Source organism: Fervidobacterium sp. 2310opik-2, assembly GCF_011057735.1.
GTDB classification, from domain to species: Bacteria; Thermotogota; Thermotogae; order Thermotogales; family Fervidobacteriaceae; genus Fervidobacterium; species Fervidobacterium nodosum.
This window is the reverse complement of sequence record NZ_LNGG01000015.1, coordinates 1-14,594: the sequence shown is the minus strand read 5'-3', so window position 1 is coordinate 14,594 and position 14,594 is coordinate 1. Positions and strand designations below refer to the sequence as shown.

The following is a 14,594-nucleotide window of genomic DNA, read 5'->3' as shown; positions in this document are numbered from 1 at the left end:
GACTTATTACCGGAAATCTTTAGTGGTGTGTAATCATTCTAATTCTCTCAACAACATTCTTCGCTCTATCTTCAATCCTCATAAGCAATATAATAATACTGTTGAGGAACATTATATCAACAGCATTCATCTCGTACTTTTTAGAGAACAACTTCTTACCAATCTCCAAACCAAGTATATCACTCGAATGCTCCTCTTTTTCTACGACACTCACCCTTTCGTCTCCTTCCTTTACCTCCTTAGGAGCAAACGCTGATTCAACGATTAATCTTAGTTCTTTAGCAACTTCACTCATGTGAATAACACTTTCGGAAACGAGATCCGATAATTGCAAAATATCTTTTGCCACATCTTCAGGTATATTTTCAACCTTATTCATAGTAAGCATTTTAAGTACATCATCAGTTATATCAATTATTGAGTCGGTATTATGAAGAATATCGAGAAAATCAGACTTATTAAAATAAGTCCATTTAAGCTTCGAGTATATCTCTCTAACTTTAATCTTAATTCCATCAGCTTTATCTTCAAACTCATCAATCTTTTTCGAAAATCCTTCTATATTACCACCGTTCAAATAAACCTTTATGGCTTCTTTCATAACACCCGCAGCTTCCACACACAAAATTGTGTGTTCGATAAACAACTCAAGAGGAGAACGGTAAGGCACTAACTTGTTAAAAATATTCGCCATAGACTCACTCCTTTCAAAATTTTATTTTCCCAGGTGATTATATCACAAACTCAATATGGAATCAAATAAAATAAATATTAAATAGTATTTGAGCAATATTTAAATGAACTTTTTAAGCCAAATAAACTTTCAACCCCAAATTTTAAAATATATTTGTGTTTAACAAGTCAAATTAACAAACCAAAACAGCAAGGTGCAGTTTTTTCTATTGAAAATATTCCAGAAAATTTGCAATATATTACTACAATTGTCGTATAATATAATTAAATCAATATATCAAAACAATGGAGGTATTTTTATGTGCGATACAATGGTTGCATTACGCAGCGCAACAGCTGATAATTCTGTAATTTTCGCTAAAAATAGCGATAGGGAACCTGACGAACCTCATGTGGGAATATTTGTTAAAAGAAAAAAACATACGGAGAAAAAGGTAAAATGCACTTATATAGAAATAGAACAAGTGCCTGAAACATACTCATGTATGTTATTTAAACCATCTTGGATTTGGGGAGCAGAAATGGGGGTTAACGAATACGGAGTTGTAATAGGTAATGAAGCGGTATTTACCAAGTTAATCTCAAAAGAAGAATCTTTGATAGGAATGGATTATGTAAGATTGGCTCTTGAAAGATCAAAAAATGCAAAAGAAGCAGTTGAGGTTATAATAAACCTCATTATTTGGAAAATTTTAGATTTAGTAATTTTTAAAAAATCTACTCGGAATAAAAGATTTAATAATACCTCTGAAGTATATGAATCATCTGAATTAACATTTGGAAGCTACAATAACTATTAAGCAAAGGATGGTGACTATGGATAAGAAAGAAGCCTTGGAACATCTAAGAAACAAATTTGGATTTAATAATTTTAAGGAAAATCAATGGGAGATAATTCAAAGGATACTAAATGATGAAAAGATATTACTAATAGCAAGAACAGGCTTCGGAAAATCTTTATGTTATCAATTCCCTGCAACAGTATTTGATGGTATCACATTAGTGTTCTCTCCACTAATAGCGCTCATGAGAGATCAAGTAAAGTTCTTAAGGAAAAAAGGTATACCCGCAGCAAGTATAAACAGCAATCATTCAGATGATAATGAAGAAAATAGGAAAATAAATAAGAAAATATTAGAAGACGCTGTCAATGGAAAATACAAAATACTGTACATAGCCCCAGAAAGAATTGACAATGAAACATGGAAAAAATACTTACCCAACTTGAAAATATCATTCGTCGTAGTTGACGAAGCACATTGCATATCTGTATGGGGTCATGACTTCAGACCAGATTATAGAAAAATTAGAGAAATAATAAGAGCTGTGCCAAAAAGCATACCTGTATTAGCTGTAACAGCAACAGCCGACGATTTCATCGCAGAAGATATTAAAGAACAGATGCAATCGTATATTGGAGAAGATATAGAAATAGTGAGAAATGATCTATTTAGAGAAAATTTAAGAATTAGAGTTATAGAAGTAAATGGTGAAGAAGAAAAACTAGCTTTTTTACTGCGATACCTTAAAGAAAATAACAACGGTAGTGGAATTGTTTACACCGCTTCAAGAGGAAGAGCGGAAAAATACTCTAGATGGTTAAGATTCAACAACATTAACGCTATATATTACCATTCAGAAATTAAAAGTAAAGATAGAAAAACCATAGAGAAAGAATTTTTCGAAAACAAATATAAATGTGTAGTCGCGACAAACGCTTTAGGAATGGGAATAGACAAAAAAGACATAAGATTCATCATTCATACAGAATTTCCTGGATCCTTGATACACTATTACCAAGAAATAGGAAGGGCAGGTAGAGATAATAAACCATCTGATATAATATTGTTGTACGATGAAAAAGATATAGAAATACAAGAATACTTTATTGATCAAAGCAAACCAGAAAGATATAAATATGAATTAGTTTTAATTTCTTTGAAAAGAAAGAGAGCCACTTTCGATGAATTAGTGAATGAAACCAAATTGCGCAAAAGGGAAGTTAATAACATATTAGTAGATTTGCAAGACCAAAGAGCTATATTTAAAAACAATTTAGATGGAAAAACATACTACGAATACAATCCAAACTTTAAAGAAATCAACTATGCCAAAATCGAGGAGATAAAGAGATATAAATTAAAAAAATTGTACGATTTTAAAGATTTTGTTTATAGCAGAAAATGTAGAATGAATTATCTCTGCAACTATTTAGGTAACCATACTACAAGAAAATGCGGCGCCTGTGATAATGATACCAATAGATTTATAAGCGTGAATATATCACAGCAAGAAAGACAACTGTTAAAAAAGTTCTACTCTATTATTCACAGATCGTAGATATGATTATTAATATTTATCTTAAAAAACTAAAAAATTCGAATCAAAGGGGACTAAAATATGAATAACGAAGCTACCTGTGTATTATCTTTAATCCGAACTAATCTAACAAAAGAAAAAATAAATAAAATCATAAACTTTGCTTTTGAAAACAATATAAGTATAAGCAAAGTACTAAAATTTGATGAAAGTAAAATTCAGGAATTATTTTCATTCTCAAAGGAAGATATACAAGAAGTATTAAAAGCAAAGGACAATCTTGGAAATTCAAGCTTTCTCTTGGAAGACATAACTTCTAAAGGAATTTATTTAATCACCGTATTAGATGAAGAGTATCCCAAAAAGCTAAAAGAAAATCTAAGTATAGATGAACTTCCTCCCATGCTATTTTGTAAGGGCAACACGGATTTACTAAATGAAAAACACATATCCATCGTTGGAAGTAAAAACGCAAATGAAATATCCATCGAATTCGCCAAAAATATAACAAAAAAGGCCGCAAAAAACGGTCAAGTAGTAGTGAGTGGATATGAAAAAACTATTGATAAAGCAATTATAGAAAGCACAATAAACAATGGTGGCAGAGCTATCATACTCCTATCCCAAGGAATACTCTTATTCCAAATTCCGAACGAATACTACGAATACTACACAGATGGAAACATACTAATATTAAGCATATACACACCAAATTCCAAATGGGATAATAATAAAACAATAGAAACTGAAAAAATCAAATTCGCCTTCGGAGATGAAATATACATCGCAGACGTAAAACACGAAGACGAAATTTGGAACAGCACAGTAGCTATAAAAAATAAAACAGAAAACATTTTTGTTAGACAGCCAGAAGACACAGAAGATACCGCAAACCTAGAATTGATAAACAAAGGATTAAAGGCTGTAAACATAATTGGCGAAATACTAGAAAAAGAAAAAAGCATTGAAGAACATATAATAGACATACTAAGAGATAGAAAATTGAAAGCTTCCCAAATAAGAGAAGAGCTAAAAAAGAAAGGAATAGAAATCTCTTCCCAAAAACTTACACACCTGATAAAAAGTATTCCAAATATTGAGACAGAAAAAGATAGTGCTGGTAATAGATACTATCTAAAAGACTCTCCTGAACAATCCCAAATATCTTACGAAAACCTTCCTTTGTTCAGAGAGGTGGAAAAATAAAATTTCTGTTTTGAAAATGCTCAATTACTTATGATTTATCCCAGACCATCTTATAATACAAAATTTCTTTTAATTTACTAATTTTTCTACCCACGTTTTTTAATAATATTCAAAAGCACCTTGAAAAAATCTTGATTTGTTTAAAAATATAGAACTTTAAATTTTTAGAGCTTTAATAAATACCCATTCTTTTTCAACCAATCTTCATATTTTTTATAGTCAGGCATGAGTGCTTTTACTTTTACCCAAAAGGCTTTGCTATGATTTTTCTCCTCAAGATGAACAATTTCGTGCACAATAACGTAGTCTATAACAGAAAGTGGTGCCATAATAAGTCGCCAAGAAAAATTCAAATTTCCTTTATAAGAGCAGGATGCCCATCTCTTTTGGGCATTTGTTATGTTTATTTTGTTATACTTAAATCCTCTTTTTTGAGCCCACCAGTTTACCCGTTCTGTAATCTTTTCATATGCAGCCTTTTTGTACCAATCTATGAATACATTTTTTGCGTCATTCAAAACATCTTTTGAAAGATAAAAACCATTTTCAAATTTAAGTGGGACATCTTGTTTTTCCACTACATGCAATTTATAATACTTACCGAGATACAAAAATCCCTCTCCACTTACAAATTCTTTTGGCAAGATTTTAGGATCTCTTGCATCTATTTCCTGCTTATTTTTATAAATCCAATTTTTATGCTTATTTATAATTTTCCAAATACTTTCCTCGCTCAAATTAAATGGAACTCTAATAATTAATGTTCCATTGTCTGTTATTTGCAAAGCTACCGTTTTTCTTTTTGAACGTATTATTTTTTCAATTTTTATCTCTTCCATTACTATCACTTCCTAAAGTGATAATAAGCAAGTTCTATTAGTTTCTGAGCAATTTCATTTCTTTTTTTGTGTACAATATTCTTGATATCAGCCATATATGGTTCATGTTCTTCACTTACAGTTTCATGTTTTCTTTTAAAAGCTGGAGATGATAGTTTAATCAAATGCCTGGTTAGATATGATTTAAGATTATTTTGTTTCGTTGGATTTTCCCAAAAGTCAACTTTTTGAACTTCTCTTTTGATTATCTCTATAACATCTCTGGTTGTATTAACAAGAAAATCTATTTCACTATCAGTTAATTCGTTAACAGTTTTTTTACCAAATATTTCACTTTTAATCAAACCAAAAAATGGCATTTCCTTCTTAGGTTCAAATCCAAACGTTTGTTCAACTTCTCTACCTTTTTTAACTTCTTCTCTTAATTTCTTAAGTTCTTCATATAGAGCATCCCAATTTTCCTTATACTCCTCAAGTATCTTCTTCAATCTATCAGAAAATCTTTCATAAAATTCTGGGTCTTCTTCCCAATATTCTTCAATATGTTCAATGATTGCATTCTTAAGTTCTTGAGTTTTTACTTTACTTGTTTTTCTATGAAGCTTTTCTAAAAACTTGTCTTCTAAAAGAGGAGTAGGTGGTATTTTGGGATCTATCCCTTTTGAAATCAGATACTCTTCAACAATTTCTCTTATCTTATTACTTGCATCTTTTATGCTTAACTTATCATCTCTATATACATTTCGTGCTGACTCTTTTATGAAAGCAAGAATTTTCAAGTCAGTAAGGTATTTTAATGCTGCGAAGTCAGGAAGAACCTCGTCCATACAATGATTAAACCGCCTAACAAGAGCTATAAACTCGTTTCTAATATTTTTATCAACAAGAATATCAATACACTCATCTATATCCTCACGCCAATTTCTAATGCCATGTTTTTTAAAAAATTCTTCAATAAGATTATGAACATACTTTAACTCATCGATGCTTTTTGCTTTGTCCTTTACAACCTGTGAAATTTCTTCGATATCCTCATCAGCGTAAATAGCCAGAGCCTCTTTTAAATGTTTTAGAACTCCTACATAGTCTACAACAAAACCACATGACTTATTTTTATAAACTCTATTCACTCTTGCAATAGCTTGTAGCAAGTTATGTCCTTTAATCACATTATCAAGATACATAACTTGCTCTATAGGTGCATCAAAACCAGTTATCAGCATGTTTTGAACAACCAAAATACCAACATTTCCACTGATACCATTTTCATTTACCTTGTCAAATGGAAGCCTAAAACTTTTTATTATTCTCTCGTGCTCATTGGGGTCTGTGTAATTACGATACTCAGGTGGATCATTTTGAGCACCTGAAATAACCACTCCAACTTCCAATTTTTTCAACGTTTCTAAATCTATTTTTGAGTTATTTTCTTTTTCCAATTCAAAAATTTTCTCCTTGAGAGATTCTTCAAGCGCTCTTTTATACCTTATCGCTGCAAGACGCGATGCCGTAACAACCTGGGCTTTAAATTTATTTGGGAATATATGAGCTATGTAATGTTCTATCATATCTCTAGCCTTGTCACGAATTACCTCTTCCGCTTCGAGATATGCTTTCCATACGAATTTTCCCATTATCATTCTCTTAGTATCTTTATCAGCGTCGCTAAAAACATCCTCAAATTTTGCATTTGCCGCTTCTTCATCTGAAATCTCCGCACTATGAACTCTTCCTTCATATACAATATCAACGGTTACACCATCTTCAACTGCCTGTTTTATGCTGTACTTGTCTATATAATCGCCAAATGTTATCTCAGTCTTTTCTATAGGTGTACCTGTAAACGCTATTTTTGTTGCATTTGGAAGAGCTTTTCTTAAATTTGCGCCTAGCAACTTGTATTGAGTTCTGTGTGCCTCATCTATCATTATTAGAATATTAGATGATGTATTTAATACAGGAAATTCTCCTTCTAATTCCCTCTCTTGAAATTTATGAACAATAGCCATAACAAGTTCTGGTGTGTTAGTTTTTAAAAGCTCTTTGAGTTCATTAATGCTTCTAGCTAACCTAACAGTAAAACCCACACTTTTTGATGTTTCATTCAACTGCTTTTCAAGATCTCTTCTATCTGTAACAAAAACAACTTTGTAATTCCCAAACTCAGGATTATGATATAACTCGCGAACCATAAACATCATTGTCAAAGACTTACCTGAACCTTGGGTATGCCAAACTATGCCCCCTCTTTCGTCCGGTGTTTTACCTTCTTTTAACCTTTTTACCATCTTCTTTACCGCTCTAAATTGCTGATATCTCGCAACAACCTTTACCATTTTACTCTTTGGATCTTCCTTAAAGATGGTGAATGTGTGGAGCAAATCAAGAAGGTTTTCTTTTGAAAGCATACCATGAATCAAAACTTGCTGACTTGTCACATTTCCATGTGGATTTACATCTGATAACGAATAAGGATAAGGATCTTTCCACTCAACAAAGTGTTCGTATTCTGATGTTATCGTACCATACTTTGCAACTTGGTTCGAAGTGGCAACCATAAAGTGGTTATACCAGAAAAGCTTTTCATTTCCCTCAATTACGCCTCGTCTGTTACTATAACGCATAAGTTGGATAATCGCCTCAGAAATCGGGTCGGTAATTGCTGGAGATTTACATTCGACTACCACAAGAGGTAAACCATTCACAAAAAGAACAATGTCAGGAATAATATGCTTTTCAGTCCCTGTTATATTCACCTTAAACTGTGATATAACAATAAATGAATTATTGTCTGGATTTTTAAAATCAATAAACTTTACAGTAGGACTTTTTTCCCCTGTGTTTCTATTCTCAGAAACCGAAGTATTTTCCAAGAGTAAATCATGGATTTCTTTATTTGCTTCCAAAAGAGAGTTCGACTGTGGTACTGTAATTCTTCGAACAACTTCACTTACTTGGTCATCCTTTATCCAAGGATTTATTCGCTTTAAAGACTTTTTTAGAACACCCTCAAGGATTACTTCTTTAAAGCTTCCTCTAAATTTTTCACTTTCTCCATATTTTGCTTCTAATGAAGAATTGAAGGATATTTCTTTTATATCTTCAGGGTTATCTTTGTTTTGCCTATAAATCTTCCATCCAAGCCTTTGAAGCTGAAAGAGGAATTGATTTTCAACATAATGCTCTTCATCCAATTTAGTCACCATCTTTGCCTTCCTCCTCAATAAGATGGTTTACCCTAACCTTTCCTGTTAACAAATCTTCCATTAATACTCTTTTTATACACTAAAGCTCTTTTAATTATTTTTCACTATAAATTTATTTCTTTTCCAAAACCAATATTAAAATACCTTTCCCATTTTCTACCGGAATAGCATCAATATATTTTACATTAAAATTATCTATTTTTTCTTCAATTCTTTTTTTAACATCGTCTATGAATTCACTTCTAATATTGGATAATTCGATTAAAGTAAATTCTTTTGTCGTTTCATCAACACCTACTATATAAATAACTAATTCTGCTTTTTGCTTATTTTTTTTAGATAAATTTTCGATTATTTTCTTAGCAAATTTTTCTGGTTTATTATCAAAAAATCCAAGTCTTTGACCATTTACATATATAACTCCACTTTTTAGTTCGATTACAAAGAAATCATTATTGTATTCTTTAAAATTTAATTTTGAATATTTATTTTGCTGTAATTTATTTTCTAGATATTTTTTTATGATATCCTTAATTTTTTCAGTAAGTTCTTTTGAAATAAAACACTTTGACAAAATCTCTAACCCCACAAGATTAAAAATTTCTTCGTAAGTTCTATTATTGATGCTTTTTAATTTTTCTAACAATTGATTCCAATTACTTAAAAATTTTTGGCACTCAACAATTTTATCAAATTCTGCAAATATAGAAAAATTTCCTAATTCTATTTTTTTGTAATTTTCACTAAACTTTGCTATTTCAACAAACCCTATGTTTGAATTATTACGCATACTATCAACACATTCTTTGACTAATTTAGAATACTCACTTTTACCTGACCATATAAAAATTGTTTCTTCTTTCTTTTCAAGCCCTTTTTTTGGTTTATCTATATCTTCACCTTGAATATTCATTGATATTTTTTCTTCTATTATTTTACCTTTGTTTTTAAGCTTTCCTTCATTATCATAAAAAAATTTGTCTAACTCCAGACTTAAATATGTTATATAATTTAGTGCAACAATCCCATCTTTAAACTTCTTCCCAGCAATTTTTATCTCTGTTATTTCTCCATCGTGCAATGTAACAGTGGCTTTATTAGATTCAAAATTTAAATCTATAGTTGAATTTATATTCTTTAAATCATCAACATAAGTTTCTATAACTACATCTGTTTTATCTGTTCTTTTAATTCTTATTTTTACATCTCCTTTCTGATCATAACTTATATTTGAAAGTGATGGAAAAAGCTCTTGAAATTCTTTACTATTATTTCTGTCATATAGAGAATATATTTTGCCATCTTGTAACAAATCTTTTATTTCAATTTCTTCACTATCTAAAAATATTTTCCTTTTTGAATCTTTATAGATTTTTTTGACATATTCTTTATTTGTTATTATTATTGAACGATTAACTGTAGAATTATCTAAATACTTAACAAATTCTTTTATTATACCTCCCTCAAAAGTAACTGATTTATCAGGAGAAAAATGATAAATGATTAAAAAATCTTTAGAAATCATTAAACACCAGAATCTTTTACTTTCTCTTGAACGAGAATAAGAATATTTTTTTAGTATGTCAAAAATACTTTTTACTTTTTCCTTATCTGAATTTTCAATTGTTAAATTATTTAACAAATCATTAAGTTTCTTTTCTTTTGAACTTAATTTAGAAATAAATCCACCTGAAATACTTTTCTTATTAAAAAACAACTTTTTTGTGTATTCTTCTAGTTCTATCCAAGTTTTATCGTTTGAAATTTCTATTAATTTAATACCCTCATCTTTGACAGAACTATAAAAAACCTTTGCTTTAATTTTTTGACTCATTTTCTAAAACTCCTCCTTTTGATTTTCTGTCAAATCATCTACTCTCACCTTTCCTGTTAGCAAATCTTCCATTAACCCTTTTTTGATTCTTTCGAGCTTTTCCTTATACGCTTCCTCTTTTTCTATGACTTCATCTATTTGAGATAAAACTGAAGCTATGCGTTGTTGTTCTGGAAGAGGGGGGAGAGAAATAAAGGTATTATCTACTATATTTTTACTTAAATTTGGTTGTCCAGATCCCTGTAACTGCGACAAAATCATAGGTATAAACTTTGACAGGAAGTAGTAAAGATATTCGTGAAATAACCTAAGTTTATCGAGTATATTCAAAGCTAACACAGCCTGGTTGGCAGTTAAAATGTCTTTAACAATACCTACTTGCCCAGCTGTAGCACCATATAAAGCAATAACAACAGCATTAACAGCAATATATTTTGCATTTGAAAATTTCAAACCTTTTTCAGTAATTTTTTCCTCTGTATCTGAGATATATTTTTTACTAATCTCACCTGACTTGAGCCATTTTATATTACCATTGTAAAACTCGTCAATGTCTCTATTGGGGGTCCCGCCAGCATACGAACTTACTACCTCCATCAGCCTAACTACTTCCCACTTTTCTGGGATTCTTCCAATTGGTGAATCTTTAAATTTATGTGTTTTTTCATTTCTTATTTTTCCATTTTCATCAATACCCTTTGTGAGTAAATCCTGCATCAAGCCTTGCTTTATCCGTTTGTATTTCTCTATAATTTTGCCCGTTTTTTCAATTGCACGGTCAACAGTTTTAAGTATCTCAGCAATTTTTTGCTGCTCAAAGATGGGAGGTAGGAATATTTCAAAACTTAAAAAATCTTTTTCATGAACTCGTTTTGAACCAGTACCTTTTTCATAGAGAGAAAAAGCTTTATATAAAGTGCGTAGTGTATAATCTAAATAATAAACATCCAAATTTTTACTTACATCAAATGAAGGCACATCAGAAGTAGAACAATAACCATCCAACTCTGGTGGTATAACACCAAAAGCACCACGAACTAAATTTTGTTTTCCATAAATAAATTGTCCCGCTTTTCTCTTATAATATATTGTAGATTCTTTTTCTCTATTCAATTCTACCTCTCTAACTTCTCTTGCAAAAACTCCTTTGTTCCATAATCTAACTGTTATTCGCTTATTTGGATCCTTTTCATTATCAGGTATCCTAGAAATACTTAAAACTTCTCCCAACTTTACCCTTTTCCATCCCTCAAGTACTTTCACATTTTCGCTCATTTTCATACCTCCATTTTTTCAATCGATTCATTATCAGTAAGCAAATTAATCTAACTTGATGGCACAATTGTTTTAAAATCGTATTTTAAACAATTCCACTAGTTGATAAATACACCAGCGATTTTAAACTTATCAAATACTGTAGCATTGACTGAAATCAATATGAAACTTTCAAAAGCTATATTTAAATGTTTTGCGATATAATTAAAATTTAATTCTTGGCTGTCTTGTAAAAAAGCTTTCCACTTCTTCTATATTGTATGATTCATTTATTGTATGATTCACTTGGCGAAAATTGTCCCAATAAGTATTACACAATCGCTATAATCACTAACTTATAATCAATATGTTTGATGTTTAAACTTTCTCGTAATATCCAAGTTCCTCCAAAAATTTGTTTAGCTTACTGACTTCCTGTTCTCGTTCATTTAGAAGACGGTCAAGAGACACACTATATTTATCCCAAAGATTTTCAAAAATCTTTATCAGTTCCTTTTTCTCCGCATTTAAATATTTCTCAAGTTGACTGTTAATCAATTCAAAAAACTCTTCAAGCAATAACTCTTTTACTTCTTCATCTGTAATAGACTCAAGCTTTTTATCTATTTTATTTTCCACTTCATTTCTTTCGTTGTTTAGTTCTTTTTCCACTTTTTTGATTTCCTTTTCTTTTTGAGTGATTTTTTCTAACAACTCTTCCCATTTTTGTGCTTCTCTTATAGCGGCTTCGCTGAGTTTTAATTTCAAATCTTTAATCAACTTTTTCAGAAAATCTTTAACCTTTTTCAAAGTTTTGTCTCCTTTTTCTTCTTCGTCCCAATCTTCAATTTCTTCAAAAAATTCCTCAAATTCCACTTCAAGTTCTGCAAGCTTACTTTCTAAACTTTCTATTTTTTTAATATAATCCTTAAAATATTTTTCTTTAATTCGCTCCCTTTCAACTAAATCCTTGTTCCAACCCGCAGAAACTATACTTTTGAAATCATAGACAAGCTCTTCCCACCAATTTGCAAATATGCCTGCTATTTTGAATTCATCAAACGTTCCGATTGGTAAGAGATATTCTTTCAATTTTTTCAAAGCTTCATTTCTAAATTTCCAAAGATTATTTCTACCAAAAAATTGCTCAATTTCAGGTTTTACAATCTGCCACCATTCCAAAAGCTTTTCTTTGTGTTTTTCTATTACACCCTTTACTTCGGTGGAATTATTAATTACTTCTCTAATTTGGTTTTTATCAGTAACGTCCTTTTTAAACTCCAAATAATTTTCGCTTTTCTCTGTTAGCAAAATATCATAGTTTAAGCTAAATTTTTTCAATTGATTTTCGTAAAGCATTACCTCTTGTTTTGTAATACCACCAAAAAGGTGTGCGTGAACATCTTCAATTTCAGGATCTGGAGAATTGTCAACATAGCGTCTAATATTTAGATTAAAGTCGTTTTCCTCTATCTCCTTTATATCAACTAATTTGGAATATTTGGGTATTTCCTTCTTTTCTTCAAACACTGTAACTATCTTCTCTATATCTTCTGGTCTCAAGAAATTCTGATTTCTACCTTCTCCGTACTCTCTGTCGGCGTTAATGAACAAGATCTTATTTTTCAAATTTTCTGGTTTGTTTTTATTAATAACAATAATACAAGCTGGTATTCCAGTGTTGTAGAAAAGTTTAGGTGGAAGCCCTATTATTGCCTCAATCAAGTCATCTCTTACTATTCCTTCCCTTATAACTTTTTCCTGTCCGCTCCTAAACAAAACACCATGAGGCATAACTGTTGCCATTACTCCGTTATCTTTCAAACTGGCAATCATATGTTGCAAGAACATAAGGTCAGCTTTTTTTCCATTCTCAGGAGTAAAACCATATTTAAATCTTTCTGTAAATTGCATATTTGCGCGTGAATAGTTTTCTGAGAAAGGTGGGTTGGCTAATATTCTGTCAAACTTTTTTATATATCCATTTTCCAAAAACATGGGATTTGTCAATACATCTTCATTTTCTATCTGCGCATCATTAATGCCGTGTAGAATCATATTCATTTTACAAATAGACCATGTCAATCCATTAAGTTCTTGCCCATATAGTGCTAAATTTGCTGAGTTTTGTCCTTGTTCTTCAACATAGTGGAACGCTTCAATCAAAAAACCACCAGAACCTACAGTTGGGTCATAAATCGACATACCTTCACGGGGTTTGACCAACCTTACCATCAATTTTTTTACGTGAGATGGTGTGTAAAACTCTCCGCCTTTTTTTCCAGCTGAATCAGCAAATTCTTTTAGCAAATATTCATAAGCAGCGCCAAGTAAATCCGGGAATTCAAAATTTGAAGGTATTAGTTTATAGTTATTGAAATGATTAATAAGATCAATAAGTTGCTGATCTTTGAGGCGTGTTTTTCCTTTCACCGCGTTAAAATCTATGTGTTTTAAAACCCCTTCGAGCCCTGTATTAGCTTCCTCTAAAGCACTTAAAGCTTTATTAAGCTGATTACCAACATCTTCCTTCAATTTCAAAATATTCTCCCATCTTGCCCTTTCAGGAACAAAAAATGTATCGCCGTAAGAGTTTGGATCTTCTAATAGTTCATTTATTTGTTCTTCAGAATACCCCATATCTCTGAATTCATTTTTTAACTCCCGTCTTTTTTCTTCAAAAACATCCGAAGCGTATTTTAAAAATAACATACCAAAGATATATTCTTTATATTCAGAAGCATCCATTTTACCTCTGAGTTTATCAGCAGCTTTAAAAAGATGTGCTTCTAGCTGTCTTAATGTTATTTTTTCTCCAGTCAAGTCAACCCCTCCTAATCAAACCTTGATGTTGTTAACCAAAGGTATTGATAAATTTCAAAAATCATATTATCTTCTTAAAGAGGGGACACCCCCAATATACTCTCAATAAGGAGGTATCCCGATATGACTAATGTCCAACTCAAATGCCCTCATTGTGGCTCTTCTAACTTCATCAAAAATGGTCATGATAAGTTCAAAAACCAAATCTTCTTTTGCAAAGACTGCAAACATTACTTTAAACTTTCTTTCACCAAAAAACACAAACTTTTCTCTTTCCCTTACCCTCGTTGTGTTCATTGTAATCATGTCATGGAAATTTACAAAATCCGCCGTTATTTCGTTCGTTTCAGATGCAGAAAGTGCAACTTCAAAACTTCTGTTCCACTTTCTCTTCCTCAGCCTGTGCCTTTCAACTTTCAT

At 31.0% G+C, this 14,594-nt stretch carries 10 protein-coding genes; 3 read left to right on the top strand and 7 right to left on the bottom strand.

Annotated features, from left to right (window positions below; genetic code table 11):
* Window positions 1-19: 19 nt before the first annotated feature.
* Window positions 20-694 carry a DUF47 family protein gene (locus AS161_RS06560; protein ID WP_164542208.1) on the bottom strand — a complete coding sequence of 225 codons (675 nt, stop codon included), beginning with the start codon at window positions 692-694 and terminating at the stop codon, window positions 20-22.
* Between the two features lie 298 nt (window positions 695-992).
* Between AS161_RS06560 and AS161_RS06555 the strand changes: the two genes are divergently transcribed.
* The 3 genes from AS161_RS06555 to AS161_RS06545 are packed head-to-tail and all read left to right on the top strand — an operon-like array spanning window position 993 to window position 4,218.
* Window positions 993-1,493: a carcinine hydrolase/isopenicillin-N N-acyltransferase family protein gene (locus AS161_RS06555; protein ID WP_206518789.1), complete on the top strand. Its 501-nt coding sequence runs from the start codon at window positions 993-995 to the stop codon at window positions 1,491-1,493.
* Window positions 1,494-1,509: 16 nt separating this feature from the next.
* Window positions 1,510-3,033, top strand: a complete 1,524-nt coding sequence (locus AS161_RS06550) for a RecQ family ATP-dependent DNA helicase (protein WP_164542207.1) — start codon at window positions 1,510-1,512, stop codon at window positions 3,031-3,033.
* Window positions 3,034-3,093: 60 nt separating this feature from the next.
* A complete protein-coding gene (locus tag AS161_RS06545) occupies window positions 3,094-4,218 on the top strand; it encodes a DNA-processing protein DprA (protein ID WP_164542206.1) in 1,125 nt (374 codons plus the stop codon).
* Window positions 4,219-4,382: 164 nt separating this feature from the next.
* Here the strand turns inward: AS161_RS06545 and AS161_RS06540 are convergent, their stop codons facing one another.
* The 6 genes from AS161_RS06540 to AS161_RS09240 form a co-directional block, all read right to left on the bottom strand.
* Window positions 4,383-5,057, bottom strand: a complete 675-nt coding sequence (locus tag AS161_RS06540; protein WP_011993687.1) for a SprT family zinc-dependent metalloprotease — start codon at window positions 5,055-5,057, stop codon at window positions 4,383-4,385.
* Between the two features lie 5 nt (window positions 5,058-5,062).
* Entirely contained in the window at window positions 5,063-8,263 is a 3,201-nt protein-coding gene (locus AS161_RS06535; RefSeq protein ID WP_164542205.1) for a type I restriction endonuclease subunit R, read from the bottom strand.
* A 112-nt stretch (window positions 8,264-8,375) separates the two neighbouring features.
* Window positions 8,376-10,097 (bottom strand): hypothetical protein, encoded by a 1,722-nt coding sequence (locus AS161_RS06530; RefSeq protein WP_164542204.1) that lies wholly within the window; start codon window positions 10,095-10,097, stop codon window positions 8,376-8,378.
* Window positions 10,098-10,100: 3 nt separating this feature from the next.
* A complete protein-coding gene (locus AS161_RS06525) occupies window positions 10,101-11,372 on the bottom strand; it encodes a restriction endonuclease subunit S (protein WP_164542203.1) in 1,272 nt (423 codons plus the stop codon).
* Window positions 11,373-11,729: 357 nt separating this feature from the next.
* Complete coding sequence (locus AS161_RS06520; RefSeq protein WP_164542202.1) at window positions 11,730-14,174, bottom strand: type I restriction-modification system subunit M; 2,445 nt, start codon at window positions 14,172-14,174, stop codon at window positions 11,730-11,732.
* Between the two features lie 102 nt (window positions 14,175-14,276).
* Window positions 14,277-14,594 (bottom strand): hypothetical protein (locus tag AS161_RS09240; protein ID WP_206518788.1); only part of this gene is annotated, 318 nt, incomplete at its 5' end.